The sequence below is a fragment of the Mesorhizobium sp. RSR565B genome, assembly GCF_054719465.1.
The window spans coordinates 3,317,735-3,343,192 of the sequence record NZ_JBTTIE010000001.1 but is presented as its reverse complement, the minus strand read 5'-3'; the positions used below and the strand labels follow the sequence as shown (position 1 = coordinate 3,343,192).

Below are 25,458 nucleotides of genomic sequence, written 5' to 3'. Positions count from 1 at the left end.
CCCAGCGCAGCGCGGGAATCTCAGGTGTAGCTGCTACCTATTACCGAATTTTTTCCAGGCCGCGACCTCTGCGATAGCGATTCCTCGCCCTCATAGTGGGGAGAGGTGGCTCGGCGAAACCGAGACGGAGAGGAGGCCAGCGCTGACATGTGCTATGGGCGCGATTGGAGGGCGCGGGCCGAAACCGCTATCCCGAAACCTCCTTGCGGAGAAACCTTCCACAGTCATGAATTGCCCGCGCCCAGCACCGATCCCTCCATGTCAAACCGCAAGATCGGTCGAGCGCGACATGTCCGGAACCGCCTATCTGGTGTCGCCACGCAGGACGAGACGTTTGATGACGCCACTTGAAAACTACCAAGCCCGGATGCAGAGGGTGCTGGACCACATAGACCAGCATCTGGACGACGATCTGGGCCTGGAGGCGCTAAGCGGCGTCGCGGCGTTCTCGAAATACCATTTCCACCGGCAGTTCACGTCAACCTTCGGCTTGTCCGTGCATCGCTATGTCCAGCTCGCCCGCCTGAAGCGCGCTTCGTACCGGCTTGCCGAGAGCGACGCCCAAAGCGTCACCGACATAGCGATGGATGCCGGTTACGACGCACCGGATGCCTTCGCCCGCGCCTTTCGGCAACGGTTCGGACAATCGCCTTCGTCGTTCCGGAAGTCTCCCGACTGGGGGGCGTGGCTCATGGCCTTCGGGCCGCTCGACAAAGCAAGGACCACGCTCATGCAGATAATCTTCGAACCCGCCGACGTGATGATCCGCGATGTGCCGCCGACGCCGGTGGCGATCATGGAGCATCGCGGCGACCGGGCGACGCTCCAGGACACCATCCAGCGCTTCATCGCCTGGCGCAAGGCGGCCGGGCTCTCGCCCGAGACAAGCCCGACCTTCAACATCTTCCGTTCCGAAAGGGAGCCGGCGAACCCGGCCGATTACAGCATGGATATTTGTGCCGGAACCGACCTGCCGGTAGAAGGCGGGCCGATCGAGGCCGCGCAGATGAAGGCCGGCGTGATCCCCGGCGGACGCTGCGCGGTGCTGCGCTATCCCGGCAACACCAACAATCTCGAGCCCGCAGCGCTCTACCTCTACCGCGAATGGCTTCCGGCCAGCGGCGAGGAGGCGCGCGACTTTCCGATCTATTGCCAGCGGCACTTTTCGTCGAACGGACCGGTGCGCGAAGTGGTGCTTGAGCTGTTTCTGCCGCTGAAATAGCGCGGTGGGGTGGCGGCCTATCTCCGGCCCTGAGCTGGTTGAGCCGACGACCGTGTGAAATCTGATATGGCGCTCCCCCACTCCGTCTCGGCTTCGCCGAGCCACCTCTACCCCCACATTCGTGGGGGAGAGGAAACCAAAGCTTTTGAAGGGCTGCGATCTCGGAGATTGGCATTTCCTCATCCCCCATGAAATGGGGGGTCCGAAGGACGGGCGAGACCCGTGGCTCGCCCCGGCAAGGTGGCTCGGCGAAGCCGAGACGGAGTGGGGGTCAGCGCCGCCATAGGCGATTGGCCCAGCGCGCGGACAAGGCAAGGCTATCCCTAAGCCTGCCCGCGCACAGCCTTCCGCAACCGCGAATGCCGTACCGGAGACGCTGCCTCAGGCCCCGGCGCTATCTCCGCAGCTTCCCCCTCATGCAACCCCACCCGCAGCGCCGCGCCCGCCAGATGGTCGCGCATCGCGGCTTGCGCCCCTTCGGCGTCGCCGGCACGGATCGCTCTCAGGATGCGCTCATGTTCGCCGAGCGTGATGCGGGCCATGTCGTCCGACTTTTGCTGGTTGCCGGCGGCGAGAATGCTTTCGCGCACCCGCTCGGACACGAAGACCAGGAATTGGCCCATGTAGGAATTGCGCGTCGCCTCGGCGACGGTGCGGTGGAATTCGAGGTCGCTGCGCAGCCAGGCGACGCTGCCATAGGGGGCGGCGCGCATGCCGGACAGCGCATCGCCCATGGCTTTGAGATCGGCGTCGCTGCGCCGTTTTGCGGCAAGGGCCGCCGCCTGCACTTCGAGGATGCCACGCAGTTCGAACAGATTGCGAAACGAGTCGGCGCGCTGCAGCGTCTCATGGTCGATGGTCAGCACCGTCGGGTTGTTGCTCTCGACCACGAAGGCGCCGCGCCCCTGCTGCGACCAGATTCGGCCTTCCGAGCGCAGCCGCGCGATCGCCTCGCGCACCACGTTGCGGCTGACCCCGAAAGTGGTTGCCAGCGCCGCCTCGGTCGGCAGCTGGTCACCCGGCTTCAGCCGCCCTTGCGCGATCTCGCGCGAGATGGAACTGGCCACCAGAGTGGAGAGGTGTGGGCCGCGATTGACCTTGTCGAGTTTCAGCGTCATCGCTCACCTATAGTCGACGGCGGGTGCCGGCGCCAGAATGCGGCCGTTGCTGAGAATGTGGCGCGGGTCGAATGCGTCCTTGATGCCGGCGGCGAGGTCGAGCGTCACCGGATCGATGCGGTCGAGGAATGCCTTCTGCTTGACCCGGCCAATGCCGTGCTCGGCGCTGATCGAGCCGCCATAGCGGTCGACGACAGTGAAGATCTCGGCTTCCGCCTGCTCGAACAGATGTTCCATCGCCTCGGTGCCCATGCCTTCCGGTGGCACGACGTTGAGGTGGATGTTGCCGTCGCCGACATGGCCGTAGGTGACAGCCAGGGCGTCGGGCCGGGCTTTCTCCAAGGCGGCCAGCGCATCGGTGACGAAATCGGCAAGCCTGGAGATCGGCACCGACACATCGGTGCGCAGGTAGCGGCCTCCCTTGCCCTGCCGCTCGACCATGATCTCGCGATAAAGCCACAGCCGCTCGCCCTGCGCCCTGGTCGAAGCGATGACGCCGTCCTCGACGATGTCCTCGACGCTGCCGAGAAAATCCAGAAGCATATTGGAGAGGTCGATCAGCCCGCCCGACGACACCTCGATCAGCACGTAGACGGGATAGGGCTGGCTGAGCGGATCGAGAAAATCCTTGCCCTCGCGCATGGTGATCTCGATGCCGCCGCGCAGGATCAGCTCGAAGGCGGTGAGCAAATCGCTGCAATCGCGCCGCGCCCTTGCATAGAGTGCCATCGCGTCCTCGACGGAGCGCAAGCCGACCAGCGCGGTTTCGATCTGCGTCGGCTTGGGGAACAGCTTCAGCGCCGCCGCGGTGACGATGCCGAGCGTGCCCTCCGAGCCGATGAAGATCTGCTTCAGATCATAGCCGCGATTGTCCTTGCGCAGCACTTTCAGCCCGTTCCAGATGCGGCCGTCGGCCAGCACCACTTCCAGGCCAAGCACCAGGTCGCGCGTCATGCCGTAGCGCAGCACGTTGAAGCCGCCGGCATTGGTGGCGACATTGCCGCCGATGCGGCAGCTGCCCTGCGCGCCGAAGGTGATCGGCAGCAGGCAGTCGCTCGCTTCGGCCGCGCGCTTGGCGTCCTCGAGGATGCAGCCGGCCTCGACCACCATGGCAAAGTCGATCGGGCTGATCGAACGGATACGGTTCATGCGCTCCAGCGAGATGACGATCTCGCCGCCATCCGCCGCCACTGCGGCGCCCACGAGCCCGGTCAGGCCGCCTTGCGGCACCACCGGAATGCGCTCGGCATGGCAGAACCGCATCAGCGCCGACATCTCCTCCACCGAAGAGGGCCGCGCCACGGCCAGCGGCCGGCCGAAATGATCGCCCGACCAATCGCGGCTGAAGCGCGCCAGATCCGCTTCATCGGTCAGCAGCCCACCGTTCGGCAGCAGGCCGGCGAGGGCTGCGATCTGCGATGCGGAGGGCGCGGCATTCATGGATTGGCTCTGGGCCCCTTGGCAAAACGACTGGACAAATACCTGCGTTGTCGTGTTATCATATAACCCTGATTTAGAACATCAAGCGAGGCCATTTGCCGTCAAGCGTTCGATGTGGATGATCAGACCCGCAAATCACAGAATTCGGAGGACTCCCCCAATGAGCGACGCCCCGGGCTTTCGCTATATGCACACCATGATCAGGGTGCTCGACCTCGACAAGTCGATCGCCTTCTACACCGAGGTGCTTGGCATGACCCTGCTGCGCCGCGACGACTACCCCGGCGGCAAGTTCACCAACGCCTTTGTCGGCTACGGCCCCGAGGAAAAGGAAGCCGTCGTCGAGCTGACGCTGAACTGGGGCCGCGAGGAGCCCTACGAGATCGGCACCGGCTTCGGCCATCTGGCGCTCGGCGTCAACGACATCTACGCCGTCTGCGCCGAACTGGAAAAGCGCGGCGCCAAGATCCAGCGCAAGCCCGGCCCGATGCAGCACGGCACCACCCACATCGCTTTCGTCGAAGACCCCGACGGCTACAAGATCGAGCTGATCGGCCTCGACACGATGTGATCCGATCGGGCCGGACCGCATCGGCCTCGCGCCGATGCGGTCCCGTCCTGTCCGCGCTTGCCTGGGAGGCGGGATCACTTGATGACCGCGATCTTGCTGCGGTCGATGGTGATGGCGACGGCGGCAATGAGCACGGCGCCGAACACCATGTTTTCCAGGAAAATGTTGACGCCGACAAAGGTCATGCCGATGCGAACGATCGAGATGATCAGCGCGCCGACCGCCGTGCGGGCAACGCCGCCGAGCCCGCCGGTGATCGCCGTGCCGCCGACTATGACGGCGGCGATGGCCGGCAGCAGCAGCTGGTTGGCCAGCACCGGCGAACCGCTCGACAGCCTGGCTGCTAGCACGATGCCGGCGATGGCCGCGAGCATACCCGACGCGGCAAAGGCGATGATCTTGGTGCGGTCGACATTGATGCCCGCGGCCCACGCCGCCGGCTCGCCGGCGCCGACCGCGATCGCCTGGCGGCCGAAGCGTGTGTAGCGCAGCGCCAGAAAGGCGGCGATGCCGATGACCGCCGAAATCAGCACCACCACCGGAATGCCGATGATGGTGGCGTTGATCCACGCCGTGTTTTCTCGGCCACCTTCCTCGATGGTGATGGCGCGGCCATTGGAGACCCAGAGCGCAAGGCCGGTGACCACGCCGCCGGTGGCGAGTGTCGCGACGAAGGACGGCACGCGCAGCTTGACATGGACGACACCGCTCAACACGCCGAAGGCGAGCCCCGACAGGATCGCCACCGGAAAGGCGGCGAGGCCGAGCGACGGCAGCAATTGCGCCAGGATGACGCTGGCCAGCGATGCCACCGCCTGGATCGACAAATCGATGCCGCCAAGCAGGATGGCGAAGGTGACGCCGGTCGCCAGGATGAACAGCACGGCGGTGTTGGCAAACAAAAGCGCCACGGTTTCGCCGGTGAGGAAGCCGGGCGCGGCGATCTCGATGATCAGCAGCAGGCCGACCAGCAGGATCAGCGGAATGGCGCCTTGCGTCCACTTGCCCTCGAAAACCTGCCTGATGGAGAACGCCTCATTCATCGGTTCACACCATTGCCCTGAGAAGATCGACCTGGTTCGGCTTGTTGCCCGGACTGGCATCGAAGCGCGCGGTGATTGCACCGTCGCGCATCACCAGCACCTGGTGCGACAGACCGATCGTTTCCTCCAGCGTGTCGGAAATCAAAAGGATCGCCACGCCTTGCGCCGAGAGATCGCGCACCAATTCGTAGACCTCCTCCTTGGCGCCGACATCGAGGCCGCGTGTGGGATGGTCGAGCACCAGGATGCGCGAGCCCGCCGTCATCCAGCGCGCCAGCACCACCTTCTGCTGGTTGCCGCCGCTGAGCTTGCGGCAGGCGGCATCGGGACCGGGCGCCTTGATGCGCAGCCGCTTGATCCAGTCGGCGGCAAGCCGGCGCTCCTTGCCATAGTCGATGGCGCCATGGCGCATGACGCTGGAGAGATCGGCCAGCGAAATGTTCTCCGCGATCGACAGGAACATCACCAGCCCTTCGAGCCGGCGCTCGCGCGGGACATAGCCGATGCCCTTGCGCACAGCCGGCTCCGGCGAGGAGAAGCGCACGGCATCGCCGGCGATTTTCATCTCGCCGGCATCATGCTGGACGAAGCCGCCAACGGTGCGCGTCACCTCCTCGCGGCCGGAGCCGACGACGCCGGCAATGCCGACAATCTCGCCGGCCCGGATCGAGAGATCGACGCCGTGATAGAAACCGTTGGCGCCAAGCCCCTTGGCCTCGACCATCACGATATCGCGCGGCGCGAGCTGGCGGGCCTCGCGGTAATATTCGGCCTGCAGGCCGCGCCCGACCATGATCTCGTGCAGCTCAGGCGCGGTGACTTCGGCTGCACGATGTTCGGCAACGACGGCGCCATCCTTCATCGTGTAGACGCGGTCGGAGATATTGAGCACCTCTTCGAGGCGGTGCGAGACGAAGACGAAGCTGGCGCGGGATTTGAGCGACCGCACCCGCGCGAACAGCACCTCGATGTCGGCGGCGTTGAGCACCGAGGTCGGCTCGTCGAGCAGGATCAGCAACTGCCGCTCGACCACTTCCTCCAAGGTCAGCGCCTTGGCGAGCTCGACCATCTGGCGTGCGGCGAAGGTGAGTTCGGAGGTGCGCGCGGTGACGTCGATGTCGATGCCGATCTTGGCCAGTTGCCGCCGCGCCGCCGCGTTCATGGCGCGCCAATTGACGAGGCCGAAGCGGGTGAAGCGGTCCTCTTCGCCGAGATAGATGTTTTCGGCAACCGTCAGGTTCAGCACCAGCGACTGCTCCTGGAACACCATGCCGATGCCATGCCTGGCCGCATCACGGGCGTTGCGCATGCGCAGCTGTTCGCCATCCAGCGTCAGCGAGCCGCTATCCGGCCGGTAGCCGCCGGCCAGCACCCGCATCAGCGTCGACTTGCCGGCGCCGTTCTCGCCGATCAGCCCGACAACTTCATTGGGCCGCACCTCGATTGAGACGTCGCGCAGCGCCTGGACGCCGGGGAAATTCTTGATGATGCTGGACGCCTGCAGCATGGCGTTCACTTGACGATTTTCAGGCGGACACGGTCGAGCGACAGCGCCACCGCGGCGATGATCATCAGACCCTGCACCGTCTGCTGGATGTAGGGCGAGATGCCGAGCAGGATCATGCCATTGGCAAGCACGGTGACGATCAGCACACCGATCAGCGTGTTGACGACGCCGCCCTCGCCGCCGGTCAAAGCGGTGCCGCCGACGACCACTGCGGTGACCGCTGCAAACAGCCTGCCGTCGCCGATGACGGCGTGCGACTGGCCGAGCTGTGCCGCGGCCAGCACGCCGGCAATGCCGAAGAAGAACCCGGCCAGCGCAAAAGCGGTGATGCGCACGCGCACGACATTGACGCCGGAGAGCTTGGCGACATCCTCATCACCGCCGATCGCCAATATGTGGCGGCCGAGCTTGGTGTGATACTGGATGACAGTGGCGAGCAGGAAGGCGCCGAACGCGACCCAGACCGCCACCGGCAGGCCGAGGAAACGGTGCAAGGCCAGGTCGCGGATCGAGGCGTCGTTCAGCTTGATGGCCGTGCCGCCCAGCATATAGACCGACAGGCCGAGGCCGATGAACCACATGCCGAGCGTGCCCATGAAGGACGGGATGCGCAGCATGGTCTGGATGAGACCGCTGACGAAGCCCATGGCGGTGCCGGCGGCGATGGCAGCGAGCACCGCCCACCAGCCATAGTCGTTGCCGTTGCCGTCATTGGCGGCGAGCAGCACAAGCACCATCGCCGCCACCGAAAGCGTGCCTTCGACTGCGAGGTCGATGCTGCCCATCAGGATGATGAAGGTCAGCCCCATCGCCAGCGTCAGCGGCACGGCGGCGGAATTCGCAAGCCGCACCAGATTGCGCAGCTCGATGAAATTGGGGTTGGCAATGGCGATGAGTACGCAGAGTACAATCAGCACCGCCAGCGGCGCCAGGCTGCGCCAGCGCCTGCCGCCCAGGAATGTCGCGATGCGGCCGGGGAACGATGTCATGGGCGTCGTCCGCTCGATGTCCGAAACGGACTTCAGGGGTTCTGTATGGATTGTCAAGAAACCGCTTCCCGTCTGCTGGTGACAGCCGTCGCGACAAGGGGATCGCGACGGCTGCGGGAGGAAGCGGGCCGCCAGGGAGTTGCAGCCCACTCCGATGGATCAGGTGCGGATTGCTCCGGTGACCCGGCCCCACAGATCGTTCCAGTCGATCTCGGGCTTCGCATCGACATTGGTCTTGTAATATTCCTCGACATTGTCGTGCGAGATCAGCACCGCCTTGCCGTAGAACTCACGGTGCTCCGGGGGCTCCTTGGTAGGGTCGAACTTGCCGATCTTGGCGTTGTAGCCGATGGCTAGACCCATGCCACCCTGCCAGAACGGATCCGAAGTGACGGTGCAGGCGAACTCGCCGGTGCGCACCGCATCGACCGCCGTCTTGATGCCGTCGACGCCGACGATCGGCACCTTGCCGGCGAGATTTTCGGCACGCAGCGCTTCCAGTGCGCCGGAGCCCATATCGTCATTGGCCGCCCAGATGCCCTTGATGTCGTCGCCGAAGCGGGTGAGCAGATTGCCCATCAGGTCGAAGGCTTCGGTCGACTTCCAGTTGGCGACCTGGAAGTCGAGCAGCTTGATGTCCGGGTTGGCGGCGAGCGCCGCATCGAGGCCCTTCTTGCGTTCGATCGCCGCCGTGGTCGAGATCAGGCCGCCGAGTGCGACGATGCCGCCCTTGCCGCCAATGGTCTTGAACAGGATCTCGGCGATGGTCTTGCCGCTGTCGATGCCGTCGAACTCGATATGCGAGACATAGTTCGGGTTGAAATCCTTCGGGTGCAGATCCCCAGGCTTGTTCCACTGGGTCACCACATAGGCGCCGGCCTTGGCGCAGGCCTCGACGATCGGGCGCGCATCGGGCGTGTCGTTGGGATCGGAATTCAGCACCATGTTGCCGCCGGTCTTGGCCAGCATCGCCTTGATGTCGGCAATGCCCTTCTCGCTGTTGCCTTCCGAAACCAGCGTGACGTGTTCCAGCCCGGCCCATTTGGCATACGCTTCCGCGCCGGTCTTCCACACCGCGTGATAGGGGTTGGACAGCGAGCGGATCGACGTCACCAGCGTCGGCTTTTCCTGCGCGCGCAGCACGCTCGGCATCGCGAGTGCCGCCACGCCGGCGGTGGCGCCCATCATCAGCGTGCGCCGGTTGACCGCAAAATTCTTCGTGTCGTTCATACCTCGAAACCTCCCGATTGAATTCTGTTCCGCCCGGCATCTTGCGCAGGGAGCGCGGCCGGGACCTCGTGGTGAGGATCGTCAAGCTCCTCCACTTGTACGACAACCCTTCAACACGATAACCATACCCTTTCTCTTGACGTGGCACAAGCGACTTGAGATCGTCGCGCGCAAGAGGAAGGGGCGGTGATTTTCATCGCCCGCCGGAGCATGATCCCTAGAAGTGGGAACCGGTTTTCTCGGACAAATCGGGAAACCGTTTTGTCCGGAGATCATGCTCCAACAAAGAGAACCCGGGAGTGGAAATGACGGATTACATCATTGTCGGCGGCGGTTCGGCTGGCTGCATTCTGGCCGCCCGGCTGAGCGAGGACCCGGACGTGTCCGTCGTGCTGCTCGAGGCCGGTCCGCCCGACACCGACCGCTACATCCATTTGCCGGTCGGCTTCTTCAAGATGACGTCGGGGCCGCTGATCTGGGGTTATGACACCGCGCCCGGCAAGGAGATCGACGGCCGCACCATGGTCTATCCGCAGGCCCGCGTGCTGGGCGGCGGCTCCTCGATCAACGCCCAGGTGTTCACCCGCGGTTGCCCTGAGGATTATGACGGCTGGGCGACTGAGAATGGCTGTGCCGGCTGGAGCTATGCCGACGTGCTGCCCTACTTCGTCCGCTCCGAGGGCAACGACACTTTTGCCGATGCGCAGCACGGCACTGACGGCCCGCTCGGCGTCTCCAGCGGCGCGCCGCATCCGCTGACCCGCATCTTCGTCAAGGCGGCGCAGCAGGCGGGCCTTCCTTTCCGCGCCGACTTCAACGCCGGTAAGCAGGCGGGCGCCGGCTTCTACCAGACGACGACGCGCCGGGGGAAACGCTCGAGCACGGCGGTCGCCTATCTGAAGCCGGCGCTCGGCCGCAAGAATCTGACGCTACGCACCGACGCCTCCGTCAGCCGCATCGTGGTCGAGAACGGCCGCGCCATCGGTGTCGAGATCATCGTCAATGGCCGCACCGAACTGCTCCGCGCCGAGCGCGAAGTCATCGTCGCCGCCGGCGCCATCGGCTCGCCGAAATTGCTGATGCTGTCCGGCATCGGCCCGGCCGTGCATCTCGGCGAGCACGGCATCAAGGTGGTCCACGATTCCAAAAACGTCGGCCAGAATCTGCACGATCACATGGACGTCGATGTCGTCGCCGAGCTCAACGGACCGCACGGCATCGACCGTTACAAGAAGAAGCGCTGGCAAGCGGTCGCCGGTCTTGAATATGCGCTGTTCGGCAAGGGGCCGGTGGCCTCCAACATCGTCGAGGCCGGCGGCTTCTGGTGGGGCGACCGCGCGGAGAAGACGCCGGACATCCAGTTCCATTTCCTGCCCGGCGCCGGCGTTGAGGAAGGCATCGGCTCGGTTCCCGGCGGCAATGGCTGCACGCTGAACTCCTACCATGTGCGCCCGCGTTCGCGCGGCAGCGTCACGCTCAAGTCCGCGGACCTGCGCGATGCGCCCATCATCGACCCCAACCCGTTCGCCGAGCGCTATGATCTCGAACGCGCCATCGACGGCATCGAGATCAGCCGCGAAATCCTGTCGCAGCCAGCCTTCGCCAGATACATCAGCCGCGAGCATCTGCCCGGCAAGGCGATGCAGGGGCGCTCAGCACTCGAAGCCTTCGCCCGAGAACATGGCCGCAGCGCCTATCACCCAGTCGGCACCTGCCGGATGGGCGGCGATGCCGACAGCGTCGTCGACCCCGAGCTTCGCGTGCGCGGGCTGCAAGGCCTGCGCGTCTGCGACAGCTCGGTCATGCCGAGCATCGTGTCGTCGAACACCAACGCCGCCGTGGTCATGATTGCGGAGAAGGCGGCGGATCTGATTGCGGGGCGGATGCTGCCGGTGGCGTAAGCAGGACAATGGCATGTGGTGGCGCCATGCGATTGCCTTGCCTTGAGCACCTGTCGCTGAGCGCATAGCACTCGAACCCCACTAAAAACGACAGCCTCCCGCAGCGCCTTCAACCGGCGCTTGCGCAACCCACCAACCGACCGGAAACCCCCGGTTGCGGGCCCGTTGCCGACGCCTGCGCGGGGATGTGAAAGCGCTTTGGCGCCAGTTCCGCGATCACACCATATGAACCGATCCAACCTCTGCTAGCTTGTGGACGTGGGACTTGTCCCGCTTTGGCCGGTGCTTCAGGCAACCCCATCCCAACCCCCCGCCCCCTGTGGCGCCGGCCATCCCCCTCCCTTCTACCAGGCTTCCCGACCTGCCATCCTCAGCCGTCCTTGCCAACTTCGAGGTCGACGACGAGGCCTGATGCGTTGCATGCAAATCCAAACCATCGGGCAGCGTATCGAGGAATTTCACATCGGCTGTCTGGACGACCTCCTGAAAGGCGACCAGATCCGGGTCGAGCCGCCCCAGCTCCCGGTTGATGGCCGCCAGGCGCTCCGGTTCGCCTTCCGTGTTGCAGACATTGAGAGTAACGAGACGTAAGCGCATAGGACTTTTCCTCAATGTTGAACGACCCTCGACGCACGCGACGTGGATAGGTGCCACGGTAGGTTTCCGTGTCTGGTGACGTTCAGCGAACCACCGCCTCGATGCGTTCCAAGCGGTGCGCGAAACGGCTTGGCCATCGGCGCGGTTCGGCTTGCCAAATGCCGCCATGCCGCCCATACACGGCTTGAACAACCGCCCCGAGGGTCCGCGCCCATTTTGCCAAAGGATACTCTCCGATGTCTGTGACGCCGTCGCCGTGGTCAAAACCGTGACGGCTTCCCTCGCAAGCCTGGGCTGGACGGATTTCTTCGGCGACCAGCTTGAAGCCGATGAGGCAGACCTGGTGCCGACGCGCATCGCTTCGGTGCACCGCGACCGTCTGGCCGGTCTGTCTCTGTCAGGGCCAGTGGATCTGACGCTGCCGGCCAATGCCAACACCGGCGACTATGCCGTCGGCGACTGGGTGCTGGTCGAGCCTCACACGCATCTGCTGCGCCGCCGCCTGACCCGCAAGACGGTGCTGGAGCGCCGCACACAGGGCGGCAGGGTGCCGCAGCTGGCCGCGGCCAATGTCGACACGCTGTTCATCGTGACGTCCTGCAATGCCGATTTCAACATCGCCCGGCTCGAGCGCTATCTCGCGCTGGCCAACGAGGCCGGAACGACGCCGGTGATCCTGCTGACCAAGGCCGACACCGCTGACGATGCCGAGGCTTACCAAGGCCAGGCCGCCGCCCTGCAGCGTGGGCTGGCCGTGGTGGTGCTGAACCCGCGCGTCGCCGATGCCGCAGCGGCGCTTGCTCCCTGGTGTGGCGCAGGGCAGACGGTGGCGCTGGTCGGCTCCTCCGGCGTCGGCAAATCGACGCTGGTCAACACGCTGGCCGGATCGGCGCAGCAATCGCCGCAACAGACCGCGGGCATCCGGGAACACGATGCCAAGGGTCGCCACACCACCACGGCGCGGTCGCTGCACCCCATTGCCGGTGGCGGCTGGGTGATCGACACGCCGGGCATGCGCACGCTGCATGTCAGCGACGTCGCATCCGGCATCGACACGCTGTTTGCCGAAATCACCGAGCTCGCACCGCTGTGCAAGTTCCGCGACTGCACCCATGTCCACGAACCGGGCTGCGCGGTGCAGGCTGCGTTGAAGGCGGGTACGCTCTCCCCTGAGCGCCTTGCCCGCTGGCGCAAGCTGTCGGAGGAAAACCAGGGCAACACGCCGGTTCAGAGCGGCCCGCGCGGCAACAAATCGCCTGCCGGGCGCCCGAAGCGGCGTTGAGAGGATAGGAATTGCGGAACGAGACGTCGGAGGCCCGGCATGTGCCGGGCCTCCCTTTTTTCACTCTCCGCGCATCGTTGCCTGGAAGGTCGGCAGGTGCTTCTGCTGCGCCTCCAGCATGCGCTCGCGGTAGACGCCGTAGATGACGTCGGTGTCGTGCAGCGTCACGCCGGCAATGGTCGGCGAGGCGAAGACCGGCAGTTCGATGCCGCGCTTGGCGAGCTGCTCGGCCGTGCGCGCGATCAGCTCATGCGCCAGGATCATGGCAAGCACCGTCGATGAGCCCGACACCGGCCGGCTCCAGCCCTCGACCGGCACGATGGCGTCCTCGATCGGCGAACAGGTGTCGATGACGAGGTCGGCGGCATCTGCCAGCCGCTTGCCGGAGGAGTGCGTCGCCGGCTTGTCCAGATTGTTCTTGCTGGTGACCGCGACGACGAAGATGCCGCGCTTCCTGGCGTATAGCGCGGTGTCGATGCCCGACGAGTTGCGGCCGCTATGGCCGAAGATGATGATGGAATCGCCCTTGTTGAGCGGCTGGTGGTCGAGGAATTTTTCGGCGTATTTTTCCGTACGCTCCAGCCACAAAAGCTCGCGCACGCCGCCGGCGCCGAGCACATTGTGCCACATCACGCGCGGGTCTGTCAGGGGGTTGAAGCCGACATAGCTGCCATAGCGCGGAAACACTTCCTGCACCGGCAGCACCGAATGGCCGGAGCCATAGAGATGCACCAGCCCGCCGCCCTCGAGCGAGTCGGCAAAGCGGCTGGCAGCCTGACCAAAGGCCTCTTCATTGGCTTTCGCAGCCTGGTCGATGAGGGCGGCGAGACGGTGGATGTAGAGATCGGACACGTGGGTACTCCTGTTTGATGTGTCGGTCTGGAATGGATCAGCTTCTCGGGTTCAGCGGCACGCGTCCGGCGCGCAGCGTCGAGCGGATTTCGTAGCGGTCGCCGCGCATGATCGAGACGGTGAATTCGAACGGGCCGCGCTCGTCGGTGGTGATGCGTTCGACCACGAAGGCCGGGCTGCCGACAGCGAGGTCGAGCAGTTCGGCGTCCGCCGCGCCGACCGCGCCGACCCGGTAGTTCTCCCGCGCGGCCACCGGCACGATGCCGTAATGGCGCTCCAGCGCCTCGTAGAGCGAGCCCTGCAGCAGGCCGGCATCGAGGAAGCCCGGCACGCGCACCGCCGACAGCTGCGCCGTCTGGATGCCGATCGGCTCGTTGTTGCCGAGCCGCAGCCTGCGTATGCGCACCACCGGATCGCCCTCCTCGATCTCCAGCGCGCCGGCAGCCGCCGCATTGGCGGTGGTCAGGCTGCAGTCGAGCAGACGCGAGCCCGCGACCACGCCAATATTGCCCATCTCCTGGGTGAAGCTGGTCAGCTCGCGCGTGCCGGCGACCAGCGTGGTCGAGCGCACGAACGTGCCGCGGCCATGTTCGCGCCTGAGCAGTCCTGCCTCCTCGAGATTGCGTAAGGCGTGGCGCAGCGTGATGCGGCTGACGCCGAACAGGGCGCACAGCCTGTCCTCCGCCGGGATCTGGTCGCCCGTTGCCCATTCGCCGCTCTTGACGATGGCTCGGATCGCCTCTTCGACCTGGTACCAGAGCGGCTCCGGCCGTCTGCGGTCCGGTTGCTGAAAGCTTGCTTCGCTCATCGCACCTGCCTCCACCCTTGCCCAACGGCGCCGGCCAGCGCCGCGCCGACCAGACCGGCGCGGGGACCGAACTTTCCGGGCTTGACGTCGATGCCGCGCAGATGCGGCGGCAGTTGACGTCGCAGCGCCGCAAGCAGCGGCGGCCGGATCACATCCAGCGCGTCCGCCAAACCACCCGAAATCAGCACCGCTTGCGGATCGAGCAGCGCGACAGCGCCTGCAAGCGCGGTGCCGAGCTGTCGCGCCGGCAGTTCAAGCAAGGTGAGTGCGGCCAGTTCGCCGGCCTGGGCAGCGGCGATCAGCTGGCGGCCGTCGGCAAGGCCGATCTGTCCGGCAAGGGCATCGAGCGCCCGGCCCGACGCGACGCGCTCCAGCCAGCCGCTGCGCTCTTCACCATGATCCCTCACGTCGGCGCAGGCCCAGCCGAACGAGCAGGCGCCGCCATGCGCGCCGGCAACGATGCGGCCATTGGCCAGCACCGCCGAACCGATGCCGGTGCCGATGGCGAGCAGGATCGCATCCGACATGTTTTTCGCACTGCCTTCGACAGCCTCCGCCAGCAGCGCAATCTGCGCGTCATTGCCGAGCGCTACGCGCAGTTTGGGAAACAGCGGCTGGATATCGACGCCGTCGAGGAACGGCAAGTTGGGGATCCAGCGGCAGATTGAGCCCTCGACCAGACCGGGCACCGCGATGCCAAGCGCTGAGACCGACCCGGCCTCAGTGCACAGCGCGTCGATGCGCGCAATGAAGGCATCAAGGGTTGCTGGCGCCGGCTCGCTGCCCAGCGCCTCCAACGCACCGACATCGCCCGTAGATACGGCAGCGCGCAGATTGGTGGCGCCGAGATCGATGGCGAGTACCCGCCTCATCGACCGGACCCTTTGCCGAAGGGGAGCGAGAACAGGCCGCTGCCGGCATTCCACGAATGCGACGCCGCCGCGAAGGCCTGCGCATGGCGCGTGCCGCGCAGGCAGCCGCGCAGCCGGTAGAGCGAACTGTAATAGTCGACATAGGGGAAGCTGCTCAGGCCGCGCGCCAGCTCATACTCCATGACCGCGTCGCGCCAGGCCTCGAACCCGTCGCTGACATCGACGAGATGCTCGGGCCGGAAGCCGTCATCGTCCTCCCAGTTCTCGCCGAACAGCAGCAGTTGCGGCGTGTGCGCCGGATGGTCGCTGGCAACGGTCGGCAGTCCGGCGAAGAAGATACCGGTCTTCGTCAAATGCGCGGCGGCGCGATGGTCCTTGTGCCAGCTGCCATGCCAATGGGTGATGACGATCTCGGGTTTCAGCTCGCGAATGATGTCGCCCACTTCGAGCGCCGTCTGATCGTCTGTGGGCAGGAAGCCGTCGCGCAGGCCAAAGCTACGCATGGCGACGCCGAGCCGCTCCGCCGCGCTGCCCGCTTCCTCTTCCTTCTGCACGCAATAATGCGCGGGAACCAGGTACGGATGGCCCTGCTCACCCATGGTCAGATGCAGGAAGGTCACCGTGGCGCCGCGCTTGACGGCAGCGGCCGCCAGCGGCCCGGCCATCACCTCGGCATCGAAGGCGTGTGCGCCGACCACCAGGATGGATTTCGCCGCATAAATCCTGTCTTCGATCATTTCATGCCCCCTCCGGTGCCGACGCCTTCGCGAATCTGCCGCGCCAGCAGACAATACATGATCAGGATGGGCGCCATGGATATCGCCAGCGAGGCGAACACCAGGCCCCAGTCGGTGCGGAACTGGCCGACGAAGACGCTGATCGCCAGCGGCACCGTCTTGTAGCGGTCGTCGAAGATGAAGATCAGCGGGAAGAAGAAATCGTTCCACACCGCGATCGCGGTGAAGATTGCCACGATCGACACCGCCGGCTTGACCATCGGCAGGATGATCTGGAACAGGATGCGGACCTCGCCGGCGCCGTCCATGCGCGCCGCCTCGTCCAACTCGGAGGGCAAGACGCGCATGAAATTGGCGAAGATGAAGACGGCGAAGGGAATGCGGATCGCCGAATAGACCAGGATCAGCCCGGTCAGCGAATCCAGCAGGCCGAGATTGCGCATCAGCGTGAACAGTTCGACCGAGGCCAACCGGATGGGCAGCATGATGCCGGACAGGAACAGGCCGAGCATGATGGCATTCCAGCCAAGCTTGTAGCGGCTGAGCGGATAGGCGGCCATCGCCGAGACGACGATGGTGAGGATGACGGCGCCGCCCGTGACGATCAGGCTGTTGATGAAATTCTGGCCGAGATCGGCGCGCGTCCAGGCGTTGATGAAATTGTCGAAGGCAAAGCTTTGCGGCAGGCCGAGCCTGTTGTCGTAGATCTCGGCCGTGGTCTTGAAACAGGAGACGATGAGGATGTAGAGCGGCAACAGCACGGCCGCCGTCCAAACGACCAGCACCGTCCAGCCGGGCAGCCGCGCCAGCTGCCGAGAGATGGCCGGTCTTTGTGAAATCGCCAGCGCGCTCATAGCTGCACCGTGCGCCGGTCGAAGAAGCGCAGCATCATGAGCGTGCCGATGCTGAGGATCAAAAACAGCACGGTGCCGAGCGCCAAAGCCAGACCGATATCGGTGATGCCGACAGCACCTTCCGCGCCGAAGGCCAGCCGGTAGAAGTACGTCACCAGCGTGTCGGTCGAATAGCTCGGATTGCCCTGCACGCCCTGCATGACATAGACGAGGTCGAACTGGTTGAAGGTGTTGATGAACGACAAAGTCGTCAGCGTGCCCAGCGCCGGCATCAGCAGCGGCAGCGCGATCGAGAACAGCATGCGCGCATTGCCGGCGCCGTCAAGTTTTGCCGCCTCGAAAATCTGGCCGGAAATCTGCCGCAGACCTGCCGTGTAGATCAGCACCGGCAGGCCCATCCAGTTCCAGGCATCGACGGCGATCAGCATGGCGAGCGCGGTGTGGCTGTTGCCGAGCACAGTCAGGCTGCCCTGGTGCAGGCCGAGCCCGTTCAGCGCCCATTCGACGACGCCACCCGGTGCCAAAAGCAACCGCCACAGCGCGCCAATGATGACCGGGCTCAGCACCGCCGGAAAGAAGAACACCGACTGGAAGAAGGCCGCACCCTTGTCGCGCAGGAACAGCAGCCAGGCGAACAACAGGCCGAGGCCATTTTGGAAGACCATGATGCCGAAGAACCAGGCGGTGTTGTGCCACAGCGCGCCGTAGATCCGCGCGCCGCTGGGGAAAACGAACAGCCTTGAGAAATTCGACAGGCCGGCGAACTCGACCATGCGCAGCCCCTTCCAGACGAAGAAGCTGCCCCAGAGCGACATCCCCAGGGGATAGAGGACGAACAGCGCATAGACCGCCAGCGCCGGCAGGATGAACAGCACGGCCATGCGCTGCTGCGTGCGGCGAAGGCTGCTGGTGCGGCGAAGGGTGCTCATGCGCTTTTCTGGTCCGTGAGAGGCCGGCCGCTTTGCGACCGGCCGCGCCTACTGCTTCGGCTTGAACCAGGTGGCGACTGCGGCCTGCATGTCGGCCGCCAGCTTCTCCGGCGCGATGTTGCCTTCGACCATGTCGATGATCTCCGACTGCAGCACCGAAGACGCCGTCGGCGACTGCCAGCGGAAGCCGACCAGCGTCAGATAGGGCGTCGAATTCTTCGCCATCTCCATCATCGAGGCCAGCACTGGATCCTTCACCGTCACATCCGTGCGGGCCGGCGGCCAGCCGAGCTCGTCGGCGAACATCTGCGCGAACTCTGCCGAAGCCATGAAGCCCAGCACCTTGGTCGCGGCTTCCTTGTTCTGGCTCTCGGAGACCAGGCCATAGGAGCCGTCGGAGAAGGCCGAGGTGTAGAGTTTTGCCCCGGCATCGTCGGCGGGGAACGGGAAGATCGAGAATTTCAGCTTCGGGTTCTGCGCCTTGAAGCTGCCGTTCTCGAACGAACCGCCGAGGAACATCGCCGCCTTGCCGCCGATGAACTGCTGCGTGGCGGTGGTGTAGTCGATGCCGGCGAAGCCGTCGGGGAAATACGGCTTCAGCTCGGCGAAGCGCTTCAGCGCCGCGACATAGCGCGGATCCTCGAAGGTCGCCTTGCCGCTCATCATCTCGTCGTAGAATTCAGGACCATAGACGGTCGGGCCGACGACGCCGACGGCGATCTCCAGTTCCCAGGCCGAGCCGTTGGCGCCGCCGGTGGCGATCGGCGTGATGCCGGCCGCCTTCAGCTTCTCGCAGACAGCGGTGAAATCCTTGTAGGTCTTCGGTATCTCGATGCCCTGGGCGGCGAAGATATCCTGGTTGTAGAAGACGCCCATCATCGGCACCGAATAGGGCACGCCATAGAGCTTGCCGTCGCTGCGGCCGCGCGCGCCGCCAAGCGCCGCGTCCTCCATGTTCTTCAGCTCCGGCACGCTGTCGTCCAGCGCGTCGAGATAGCCGGCCTCGACGAAGGGCTGCAATTCGCCATAGGCCTTGAGCTGGGCGATGTCGGGCCCGCGCCCGCCGCGCAGCGCCGTGCTCAGCCGGTTCTGGTAGTCGGCATCGGGCGTGAACTGGATGGCGACCTTGATGCCGGGGTTCTTCGCCTCGAAGGCATCGAAGATGCGGCGCATCGCTGCCTCGTCCTCGGTGCGCCAGCTCCACAGCGTCACCGTGCTGTCGGCGGCTCGCGCCGGCAATGAGGCGAAGACGCCGGCGCAGGCGGCGGCAAGGCCGCCGATCAGGCCAAGTGCTGCGCGCCGGTCAAGTGAAAGCATGCTCATTGCCAGTCTCCCATTGTTCTCTGTCCTTGGCGTCCCGCGGCATTTCCTGCCGTGAGAGAGTCATTGGCTCGGGAAAAGTCATTATAATGACATAGCGGCATTCGCAAGAGGTCTGCTGCGCCTCAGGAATGGCGGCGTTGGCCCCCTCACGACATTGCAGTACCCGCATCCGTTTGTTATCTAACGATAAATATCCACATTCCAGCGCTGCAAAGAAATCTGTGACCGTGCCATGTGAGACTTTTTCGCCAGCAAGCCCTTGCGTCGCCGCGCTAACTTGTCATAACGTCATTGTGAACCGATAGGAGGATGAGGAATGTCGTTTGCCTGGACGTCGAAACTGGCACTGGCCGCAGGCCTCGCCATCCTGCCCACCACCGGCTGGGCGCAATCGGTCAACATCTCCTATCTCACCCACTGGTCGCCGGAGACGGTCGCGCTGCTGGAAGCGGCGGCCAAGGATTATGCCAAGACCAATCCGGATGTCAGCGTCACCGTGCGCGCCGTCCCCTTCGGCGACCTCCTGACCACGCTGCGCTCGCAAGGCGGCGGCGCGGACGGCCCGACGATCGGCGGCATCTACGATCTCTGGTTGCCGGAACTGGCGCGCGACAAGCTGGTCGCGCCCGCCCCCGATGCGGTGGCCAGCGAGGTCAAGGCCGCATGGCCGGCGGGCATCACCAGCGCCGCCTCGGTCGGCGGCACGCTCTACGGCATCCCCAACGAAATCGACGTCTATGCGCTGAACTACAACAAGGCGCTGCTCAAGCAGGCCGGCATCGCGGCGCCACCCAAGACCTGGGACGAGTTCAAGGATGCGGCCAAGAAGCTGACCAACAAGGATGCGGGACAGCAAGGCTTCGGCATGATCAATTCATGGGCCGCCGGTGTCGTCCACCCCTTCGCCTCGCTGCTGGTCTCCAATGGCGGCGACCTGGTCAAGGACGGCAAGCCGGTGCTCGACAGCCCGCAGGCCGCGGAGACTTTCCAGCTCTATGAAGACCTGATCAAGTCCGGCGCCAGCGTGCCTTCGATGGCGACAGCCGACGCCAACACCACCGGCCCCTTCCTCGACAATTTCGTCTCCGGCAAGACCGGCATGATAATCATGGCCAATTGGTGGGAAAGCGCACTGAAGGCCGGCATGGGCGACAAGTTCGCCGACATTGCAACGGCGCCGCTTCCCGTCGGCCCGAGCGGCGACAAGCCGCATTCGATCTCCTACTCCTGGATGACCGTGGTCAACGCCAATGCAGGTGCGGCCGAGCAGAAGGCGGCATGGGACTTCCTCGCCTGGCTGAACAATCCAAAGTCCGGCAAGAACGGCGCTTCCGCGATGTCGGATATCCTGATGTCGATGGGCATCCTGCCCTCACGCCTCTCCGACATCGAGGCGCACAAGGACAAGCTCGGCTCGGAATTCCTCTCCGGCTATGTCAGCGTGCTCACCGACGCCAAGCCGTTCCCTGTCGTGCCCGGCGGCCAGGAATTCTCGGAATCGCTGCAGCAGACGCTCGAGGCGTTGCAGTATGGCCAGGTCTCGGCCAAGGATGCGCAGGCGACGGCGCAGGCCGACGCCATTTCGATCCTGGAGCGCGCCGCCAAATAATGATTCAGAGGTACCGTGCCTCGGCGGGCATCATGCTGGCGCCCGCCGTGACGCTGATCGGCATCTTCGTCCTGTTGCCGATGCTGCTCACCGTCTGGCTGTCGTTCCAGGACTGGTCGACGCAGACACCGTTTTCCAGCGCCGGCTTCGTCGGCCTCGACAATTTCCGCGAGATTTTTGGGGTCTCCTCGGTCGGCCGCGATTTCAAGGCCGCGCTCGTCAACACAGCCGTCTACACCGCGCTCTCCGTCGTCCTCATCCTGCCTCTGTCGGTGGCCTTCGGCCTGATGGTTTACCAGCGCGACGTCGCCGGCGACACGGCGCTGCGCACGGTGCTGTTTGCCACCTACATGGTGCCGATGATCGCTGTCGCGCTGGTGTGGTCGAAACTCTATTCGCCGAGCGAAGGCCCTCTCAACCAGATGCTCGGCCTTATCGGCATCGGCCCGCAGCCTTTCCTGTCGTCGCCGCGCACGGCGCTGATCTCGATCGTCTTCCTCAATGTCTGGCAGCAGGTCGGCTATTTCACCGTGCTGGCGATCGCCGGACTGACGCAAATCCCCGGCAGCCTGTATGAAGCAGCAAAGCTCGACGGCGCCAACCGTTTCGAGCAGTTCCGCTTCATCACCCTGCCGCTGATACGGCGCACGCTGCTGTTCAGCGCCGTCATCGCCATCATCAACGCTGTGCAGGTGTTCGAGCCGGTTGCCCTGATCACGCAGGGCGGGCCGGTCGGCTCGACCAATGTGCTCACCTACCACATCCGCCGCGTCGGCATCGAGCGTGCGCAGGGTGGACTGGGTTCGGCCATGGCGGTCATGCTGATGCTGTCGCTGATTGTCGTCGTCTGCGCGCTGTTTGCCTTCGCCAACCGGAAGAACGACGAATGAGCGCGGGATCGTCGAGCCGGCTGTCGCGCCGGCGCCCGTCCGGCCACAAGGCGCTGCTGGCGACGCTGATGCTGCTGGTCGCCGTTGCCTCGGCCTTCCCGCTGGTGTGGATGGTGCTGTCGAGCCTCAAGACGCCGGCCGAGAGCATGCAGGTGCCGCCGGTATGGATCCCCCTTACGCCGAGCCTCGACGCCTATGAGAAGGTGTCGGGCGTGGTCAATGTCGGCCGCTCGATGTGGAATTCTCTGGTCATCGCCTCGATCACCACCGCCGGCATCCTGCTGACCAGCATGATGGCCGGCTACGCATTCGCCAAATACCACTTCCCCGCCAAGTCGCTGCTGTTTTCTGTGCTGATCGCCACCATGTTCCTGCCGCCGATCGTGACGTTGATCCCGCTCTATCGCCTGGTCGGCTCGATCGGCCTCAACGCCAGCCTCGCCGGCATCATCGTGCCCAATCTCGCCAACGCCTTCGGCATCTTCCTGATGCGCCAGTTCATCTCCGGCGTGCCCGACGACCTGATCGACGCCGCGCGCATGGACGGCGCCTCGGAGTTCTTGATCCTCTACAAGATCGTGGCGCCGAGCGTCGCTCCCGCAATCGCGGCTCTGGCCCTCTTCGCCTTCGTCTACCACTGGAACAGCTATCTCTGGCCGCTGACCGTGCTGCAGGGCAATGCCGACGCCTATCCGATCGTCATCAGCCTGAGCCGCCTGCTCAGCTACAACAGAGGTGCGGTCAACACCGGCCTGGTGATGGCCGGCGCGACGCTGGCCGTGCTGCCGCCGCTTATCCTGTTCGTCTTCCTGCAGCGCTTCTTCGTCGATTCCATCGTCGGCTCGGCGATCAAGGGATAGCTGCACCAAGCCTTCAAGCGCTCGGCCTGGTTCCGCCACAGATCAGATAGTAGCACTCGTCATAGCGCATATGGTCAGCCGCGCCCTTGTCCGGCCATTCGCCCGTGTCGAAACGGATTTTGAGAAGGCTTCTGCACTGCGCCACCTTCGCTGCATTGCTGTTCGGGAACAGGGTGACGAGCAGGCCTTGCGGAGCGCCGAAGGAAACCGCCGAGAGAACGAGGCAGCCGAGGCTGGCAGCAAGGAAGAGAGACAAGTTGCGCATTGTTACCGAATACGGCTGGGCCGATGCTCTGACAATGAACAACCCCTATCATGATTAACACATGCATAGCAGCGTTTTGCCCAGTAAAGCGACCGAAGAGTACTTGGCGCCCCGCCGCTGCCAGGTCTGCTGCGGCGGCGGTAGCGCCTTCGGCGGGTCAATCCCTTAGGGCAGCGCCAGTCCCCCACTCCGTCTCGGCTTCGCCGAGCCACCTCTACCCCCATGTTCATGGGGGAGAGGAAACGCCAACCGCCGGAGTCACTGCATCGAAAGACTTGGGTTTCATTTCCCATCAAAAAGCTTGGGATTTCCTCATCGGGGAGAGGTGGATCGGCGAAGCCGAGACGGAGTGGGGGACCGCCCTAGGCCGCTGGCCTCTACATCCGCATCAGCCCCTCACCCAAACCGCGCCGAAGTCCATGTCCCACCCGCCGCATTCGACTCCACCGCCGCAGCAACAAACTTCACCCCACGCGCGCCATCCACAACATCGGGCACCTGCGCCGCACGCGCCGGATCGACCACCCCACCAGAGCGATGGGCGCGAATGATATCGGCGGCGTCGCGGTAGAAATTGGCGAAGGCCTCGATATATCCCTCCGGATGCGCCGCTGGCATGCGCGACACGCGCTGGCTTTCAGCGGTCGAGCCGTGACCGCCACGCACCAGCGTGCGGGTTTCCTCGCCATATGGTGAGAAGCGCAATTCCTCCGGCCGGCCACCCGACCATTCGAGCCCGGCTTTGTCGCCATAGATGCGCACCGAGAGATCATTGTAGTGGCCGGGCGAGGTCTGGCTGGCGAGGATCGTGCCGCGCGCCCCGCCGGTCCAGCGCACCAGCACATGCGCATTGTCGTCGAGCCGGCGTCCCGGCACGGCAGTGAACAGATCGGCCGACACCGCCTCGGCCTCACAGCCGGAGATATAGCTTGCCAGGTTGAAGGCATGCACGCCGATATCGGCCAGCACCGCCGACTGCCCGGCGCGCGCCGGATCGGTGCGCCACTCCGCCTGCTTCTGGCCCTCGGCGTCGATCGGCTTGGTCAGCCAGTCCTGGATGTAGGCGCCATGCACGGACACGATGCGGCCAAGCGCGCCCGCCGCCACCATCTCGCGCGCCTGGCGGACCATGGCGTAGCCGGTGTTGTTGAGCGTGACGACGAAGCGACGCTTTTTCTCCCGCGCCAGCGCCACCAGCGCCTCGGCCTCATCCAGCGTCGTCGACAGCGGCTTGTCGCAGATGACGTCGATGCCGGCCTCGAGAAAGGCCGTGGCGATCGGCGCGTGCAGATGGTTGGGCGTGACGATGACCACCGCCTCGATGCCGTCCGGCCGCGCTGCTTCGGTTCGCGCCATCTCGCGATAGTCGGCATAGCTGCGATCCGGCGCGATGCCGATCTCGGCGGCCGATGCGGCGGCGTTTTCCGGGTCCGACGACAGCGCGCCGGCGACCAGCACGATCTGGTCGTCGAGGCGCATGGCGAGCCGATGCACCGCGCCGATGAAAGCGTTGCGGCCGCCGCCGACCATGCCGACCCGCAGGCGCTTGCCGGCTGATCCGTCCGATGTTGCGTAGACCATTTTCAAGCTCCTCCCGGCAGACCGCTTTCGAACACGATTTCCAATTTCCATATTGTAAAACGATCGTATCGCGCTAGCCTGAAATCATGAGTGGGGCAAGCAAGGCATCCGGACGGTCCAGCACCGACGAGGCGGCGACGCGCAAGCGCGGGCGCTCCCTGGCAGCACTCGGCTATATCCAGCCGCAGACCTATGAGGAGCTGCGCGCGGTGCTGTCGTCGGGCACGGTGCATTTCCCCAAGCGGCTGCGCCAGGTGGCAATCTTCCTGTGGCAGCATCCGAGCGACGTCGCGCTCGGCACCATCGCGCAGGTTGCGGCACAGGCCGGCGTGCAGCCCTCGACGCTGGTGCGCTTTGCCCAGATCTTCGGCTATTCCGGCTTTTCCGATTTCCAGGGCCTGTTCAAGGAGCACATCAAGGGCTCATGGCCGGAAGGGCGCGGCGAACCGCGCACCGAGACCGAGCCCAATCTGCATTTCCTGCACGGCATGGTCGGCGCGTCGCAGGCCTCGCTTGGCCGCATCGAGGCGGGCTTCGATGTCGCGAGTTTCGACAAGATGGTGGCGCTGCTGGCGGCCGCCGAGCTGATCTATGTCATCGGCTCCAAGCGCGCCTTTCCCGTCACCGCCTATCTCTCCCTGACACTGTCGCAGCAGGGCGTGCGCAATGTGCTGGTCGACAATGTCGGCTCCTCCGCACTTGACCAGATCGGCTGCATCAGCGGCCGGGATGCCGTGCTCGCTGTCTCGTTTAGCCCCTACAATTCGATCACGCCCGATCTCGTCGCGGTGGCGCATGAGCGCAAGGCGCGTATCGTCACCGTCACCGACAGCACCTTCAGCCCGCTGATCCCGCTCTCGGACAGCTGGCTGGAAGTGGTGGAATCTGACTTTGCCGGCTTCCGCTCACTGGCGGCCTCGCTCGCCGTTGGGATGGCGCTGGTCCATGGCGTGGCGGCGCGGCGCGACGAATGAGGCG

24 protein-coding genes are annotated in these 25,458 nt (G+C 65.0%); 8 read left to right on the top strand and 16 right to left on the bottom strand.

Annotated features, from left to right (window positions below; translation table 11 throughout):
• The first annotated feature begins 337 nt into the window (after positions 1-337).
• The gene (locus ACYG9R_RS16280; protein WP_031199638.1) at positions 338-1,222 is read left to right on the top strand and encodes an AraC family transcriptional regulator; all 885 of its coding nucleotides are present in this window, start codon (positions 338-340) and stop codon (positions 1,220-1,222) included.
• Between the two features lie 323 nt (positions 1,223-1,545).
• On the opposite strand, the gene ACYG9R_RS16275 is transcribed toward ACYG9R_RS16280, so the two are convergent.
• Both ACYG9R_RS16275 and ACYG9R_RS16270 read right to left on the bottom strand, forming a co-directional pair.
• Positions 1,546-2,340, bottom strand: a complete 795-nt coding sequence (locus ACYG9R_RS16275) for a FadR/GntR family transcriptional regulator (RefSeq protein ID WP_023671079.1) — start codon at positions 2,338-2,340, stop codon at positions 1,546-1,548.
• A gap of 3 nt (positions 2,341-2,343) precedes the next feature.
• On the bottom strand, positions 2,344-3,780 hold the full coding sequence (locus ACYG9R_RS16270) for an FAD-binding oxidoreductase (protein WP_023824594.1): 1,437 nt from the start codon (positions 3,778-3,780) through the stop codon (positions 2,344-2,346).
• A gap of 160 nt (positions 3,781-3,940) precedes the next feature.
• Between ACYG9R_RS16270 and gloA the strand changes: the two genes are divergently transcribed.
• Entirely contained in the window at positions 3,941-4,351 is a 411-nt protein-coding gene (gene gloA / locus ACYG9R_RS16265) for a lactoylglutathione lyase (RefSeq protein ID WP_023726498.1), read from the top strand.
• Between the two features lie 74 nt (positions 4,352-4,425).
• Here gloA and ACYG9R_RS16260 read toward each other — a convergent pair whose 3' ends face one another.
• The 4 genes from ACYG9R_RS16260 to ACYG9R_RS16245 form a co-directional block, all read right to left on the bottom strand.
• Positions 4,426-5,394, bottom strand: coding sequence for an ABC transporter permease (locus tag ACYG9R_RS16260; RefSeq protein WP_023704158.1), 969 nt, complete (start codon positions 5,392-5,394; stop codon positions 4,426-4,428).
• Between the two features lie 4 nt (positions 5,395-5,398).
• The gene (locus ACYG9R_RS16255; RefSeq protein ID WP_023704159.1) at positions 5,399-6,901 is read right to left on the bottom strand and encodes a sugar ABC transporter ATP-binding protein; all 1,503 of its coding nucleotides are present in this window, start codon (positions 6,899-6,901) and stop codon (positions 5,399-5,401) included.
• A 5-nt stretch (positions 6,902-6,906) separates the two neighbouring features.
• Positions 6,907-7,890: an ABC transporter permease gene (locus tag ACYG9R_RS16250; RefSeq protein WP_023744123.1), complete on the bottom strand. Its 984-nt coding sequence runs from the start codon at positions 7,888-7,890 to the stop codon at positions 6,907-6,909.
• 159 nt (positions 7,891-8,049) lie between these two features.
• Positions 8,050-9,120 (bottom strand): sugar ABC transporter substrate-binding protein, encoded by a 1,071-nt coding sequence (locus ACYG9R_RS16245; RefSeq protein WP_023744122.1) that lies wholly within the window; start codon positions 9,118-9,120, stop codon positions 8,050-8,052.
• A gap of 305 nt (positions 9,121-9,425) precedes the next feature.
• Here ACYG9R_RS16245 and ACYG9R_RS16240 point away from each other — a divergent pair, with 305 nt between their 5' ends.
• Entirely contained in the window at positions 9,426-11,021 is a 1,596-nt protein-coding gene (locus ACYG9R_RS16240; RefSeq protein WP_023728493.1) for a GMC family oxidoreductase, read from the top strand.
• Between the two features lie 216 nt (positions 11,022-11,237).
• On the opposite strand, the gene ACYG9R_RS16235 is transcribed toward ACYG9R_RS16240, so the two are convergent.
• Complete coding sequence (locus ACYG9R_RS16235; protein ID WP_023726494.1) at positions 11,238-11,618, bottom strand: endonuclease/exonuclease/phosphatase family protein; 381 nt, start codon at positions 11,616-11,618, stop codon at positions 11,238-11,240.
• A gap of 256 nt (positions 11,619-11,874) precedes the next feature.
• Here ACYG9R_RS16235 and rsgA point away from each other — a divergent pair, with 256 nt between their 5' ends.
• Complete coding sequence (gene rsgA, locus ACYG9R_RS16230; protein WP_023824596.1) at positions 11,875-12,900, top strand: ribosome small subunit-dependent GTPase A; 1,026 nt, start codon at positions 11,875-11,877, stop codon at positions 12,898-12,900.
• A 60-nt stretch (positions 12,901-12,960) separates the two neighbouring features.
• Here the strand turns inward: rsgA and ACYG9R_RS16225 are convergent, their stop codons facing one another.
• Genes ACYG9R_RS16225 through ACYG9R_RS16195 form a run of 7 tightly spaced genes read right to left on the bottom strand, consistent with a single transcriptional unit; the run spans position 12,961 to position 19,275 of the window.
• Complete coding sequence (locus ACYG9R_RS16225; RefSeq protein WP_023700933.1) at positions 12,961-13,752, bottom strand: sugar isomerase domain-containing protein; 792 nt, start codon at positions 13,750-13,752, stop codon at positions 12,961-12,963.
• A 37-nt stretch (positions 13,753-13,789) separates the two neighbouring features.
• Positions 13,790-14,560 carry a GntR family transcriptional regulator gene (locus tag ACYG9R_RS16220; RefSeq protein WP_023824597.1) on the bottom strand — a complete coding sequence of 257 codons (771 nt, stop codon included), beginning with the start codon at positions 14,558-14,560 and terminating at the stop codon, positions 13,790-13,792.
• A complete protein-coding gene (locus ACYG9R_RS16215; RefSeq protein WP_023824598.1) occupies positions 14,557-15,432 on the bottom strand; it encodes an ROK family protein in 876 nt (291 codons plus the stop codon). The genes ACYG9R_RS16220 and ACYG9R_RS16215 overlap by 4 nt, the downstream gene beginning before the upstream one ends.
• The gene (locus ACYG9R_RS16210) at positions 15,429-16,169 is read right to left on the bottom strand and encodes a PIG-L deacetylase family protein (protein ID WP_023698618.1); all 741 of its coding nucleotides are present in this window, start codon (positions 16,167-16,169) and stop codon (positions 15,429-15,431) included. The genes ACYG9R_RS16215 and ACYG9R_RS16210 overlap by 4 nt, the downstream gene beginning before the upstream one ends.
• On the bottom strand, positions 16,166-17,023 hold the full coding sequence (locus ACYG9R_RS16205) for a carbohydrate ABC transporter permease (protein WP_023698619.1): 858 nt from the start codon (positions 17,021-17,023) through the stop codon (positions 16,166-16,168). Before ACYG9R_RS16205 ends, ACYG9R_RS16210 begins: the two co-directional genes overlap by 4 nt.
• Complete coding sequence (locus tag ACYG9R_RS16200; RefSeq protein ID WP_031196540.1) at positions 17,020-17,952, bottom strand: carbohydrate ABC transporter permease; 933 nt, start codon at positions 17,950-17,952, stop codon at positions 17,020-17,022. Before ACYG9R_RS16200 ends, ACYG9R_RS16205 begins: the two co-directional genes overlap by 4 nt.
• Positions 17,953-18,000: 48 nt before the next feature.
• Positions 18,001-19,275, bottom strand: coding sequence for an extracellular solute-binding protein (locus tag ACYG9R_RS16195; RefSeq protein WP_023733561.1), 1,275 nt, complete (start codon positions 19,273-19,275; stop codon positions 18,001-18,003).
• Between the two features lie 316 nt (positions 19,276-19,591).
• Between ACYG9R_RS16195 and ACYG9R_RS16190 the strand changes: the two genes are divergently transcribed.
• From ACYG9R_RS16190 to ACYG9R_RS16180, 3 genes are read left to right on the top strand one after another with little or no spacing between them, the layout of a single operon-like run.
• Positions 19,592-20,884: an ABC transporter substrate-binding protein gene (locus ACYG9R_RS16190; protein ID WP_023824599.1), complete on the top strand. Its 1,293-nt coding sequence runs from the start codon at positions 19,592-19,594 to the stop codon at positions 20,882-20,884.
• A complete protein-coding gene (locus ACYG9R_RS16185; protein WP_023824600.1) occupies positions 20,884-21,774 on the top strand; it encodes a carbohydrate ABC transporter permease in 891 nt (296 codons plus the stop codon). Before ACYG9R_RS16190 ends, ACYG9R_RS16185 begins: the two co-directional genes overlap by 1 nt.
• On the top strand, positions 21,771-22,634 hold the full coding sequence (locus tag ACYG9R_RS16180; protein WP_031199640.1) for a carbohydrate ABC transporter permease: 864 nt from the start codon (positions 21,771-21,773) through the stop codon (positions 22,632-22,634). The genes ACYG9R_RS16185 and ACYG9R_RS16180 overlap by 4 nt, the downstream gene beginning before the upstream one ends.
• 13 nt (positions 22,635-22,647) lie before the next feature.
• On the opposite strand, the gene ACYG9R_RS16175 is transcribed toward ACYG9R_RS16180, so the two are convergent.
• Both ACYG9R_RS16175 and ACYG9R_RS16170 read right to left on the bottom strand, forming a co-directional pair.
• Positions 22,648-22,899: a hypothetical protein gene (locus ACYG9R_RS16175; protein ID WP_023824602.1), complete on the bottom strand. Its 252-nt coding sequence runs from the start codon at positions 22,897-22,899 to the stop codon at positions 22,648-22,650.
• 396 nt (positions 22,900-23,295) lie between these two features.
• Positions 23,296-24,480: a Gfo/Idh/MocA family protein gene (locus ACYG9R_RS16170; RefSeq protein WP_023824603.1), complete on the bottom strand. Its 1,185-nt coding sequence runs from the start codon at positions 24,478-24,480 to the stop codon at positions 23,296-23,298.
• A gap of 86 nt (positions 24,481-24,566) precedes the next feature.
• Here ACYG9R_RS16170 and ACYG9R_RS16165 point away from each other — a divergent pair, with 86 nt between their 5' ends.
• Positions 24,567-25,454 carry a MurR/RpiR family transcriptional regulator gene (locus tag ACYG9R_RS16165; RefSeq protein ID WP_023714096.1) on the top strand — a complete coding sequence of 296 codons (888 nt, stop codon included), beginning with the start codon at positions 24,567-24,569 and terminating at the stop codon, positions 25,452-25,454.
• The last annotated feature ends 4 nt before the right edge of the window (positions 25,455-25,458 follow it).

Coding starts and splice junctions, on each gene's coding strand:
- ACYG9R_RS16275 (WP_023671079.1), bottom strand. CDS start 2,340: ATGACGCTGAAACTCGACAAGGTCAATCGCGGCCCACACCTCTCCACT.
- ACYG9R_RS16180 (WP_031199640.1), top strand. CDS start 21,771: ATGAGCGCGGGATCGTCGAGCCGGCTGTCGCGCCGGCGCCCGTCCGGC.
- ACYG9R_RS16245 (WP_023744122.1), bottom strand. CDS start 9,120: ATGAACGACACGAAGAATTTTGCGGTCAACCGGCGCACGCTGATGATG.
- ACYG9R_RS16240 (WP_023728493.1), top strand. CDS start 9,426: ATGACGGATTACATCATTGTCGGCGGCGGTTCGGCTGGCTGCATTCTG.
- ACYG9R_RS16270 (WP_023824594.1), bottom strand. CDS start 3,780: ATGAATGCCGCGCCCTCCGCATCGCAGATCGCAGCCCTCGCCGGCCTG.
- ACYG9R_RS16210 (WP_023698618.1), bottom strand. CDS start 16,169: ATGATCGAAGACAGGATTTATGCGGCGAAATCCATCCTGGTGGTCGGC.
- ACYG9R_RS16255 (WP_023704159.1), bottom strand. CDS start 6,901: ATGCTGCAGGCGTCCAGCATCATCAAGAATTTCCCCGGCGTCCAGGCG.
- ACYG9R_RS16190 (WP_023824599.1), top strand. CDS start 19,592: ATGTCGTTTGCCTGGACGTCGAAACTGGCACTGGCCGCAGGCCTCGCC.
- ACYG9R_RS16175 (WP_023824602.1), bottom strand. CDS start 22,899: ATGCGCAACTTGTCTCTCTTCCTTGCTGCCAGCCTCGGCTGCCTCGTT.
- gloA (WP_023726498.1), top strand. CDS start 3,941: ATGAGCGACGCCCCGGGCTTTCGCTATATGCACACCATGATCAGGGTG.
- ACYG9R_RS16280 (WP_031199638.1), top strand. CDS start 338: ATGACGCCACTTGAAAACTACCAAGCCCGGATGCAGAGGGTGCTGGAC.
- ACYG9R_RS16205 (WP_023698619.1), bottom strand. CDS start 17,023: ATGAGCGCGCTGGCGATTTCACAAAGACCGGCCATCTCTCGGCAGCTG.
- ACYG9R_RS16195 (WP_023733561.1), bottom strand. CDS start 19,275: ATGAGCATGCTTTCACTTGACCGGCGCGCAGCACTTGGCCTGATCGGC.
- ACYG9R_RS16220 (WP_023824597.1), bottom strand. CDS start 14,560: ATGAGCGAAGCAAGCTTTCAGCAACCGGACCGCAGACGGCCGGAGCCG.
- ACYG9R_RS16250 (WP_023744123.1), bottom strand. CDS start 7,890: ATGACATCGTTCCCCGGCCGCATCGCGACATTCCTGGGCGGCAGGCGC.
- ACYG9R_RS16170 (WP_023824603.1), bottom strand. CDS start 24,480: ATGGTCTACGCAACATCGGACGGATCAGCCGGCAAGCGCCTGCGGGTC.
- ACYG9R_RS16235 (WP_023726494.1), bottom strand. CDS start 11,618: ATGCGCTTACGTCTCGTTACTCTCAATGTCTGCAACACGGAAGGCGAA.
- ACYG9R_RS16200 (WP_031196540.1), bottom strand. CDS start 17,952: ATGAGCACCCTTCGCCGCACCAGCAGCCTTCGCCGCACGCAGCAGCGC.
- ACYG9R_RS16260 (WP_023704158.1), bottom strand. CDS start 5,394: ATGAATGAGGCGTTCTCCATCAGGCAGGTTTTCGAGGGCAAGTGGACG.
- ACYG9R_RS16185 (WP_023824600.1), top strand. CDS start 20,884: ATGATTCAGAGGTACCGTGCCTCGGCGGGCATCATGCTGGCGCCCGCC.
- ACYG9R_RS16215 (WP_023824598.1), bottom strand. CDS start 15,432: ATGAGGCGGGTACTCGCCATCGATCTCGGCGCCACCAATCTGCGCGCT.
- ACYG9R_RS16165 (WP_023714096.1), top strand. CDS start 24,567: ATGAGTGGGGCAAGCAAGGCATCCGGACGGTCCAGCACCGACGAGGCG.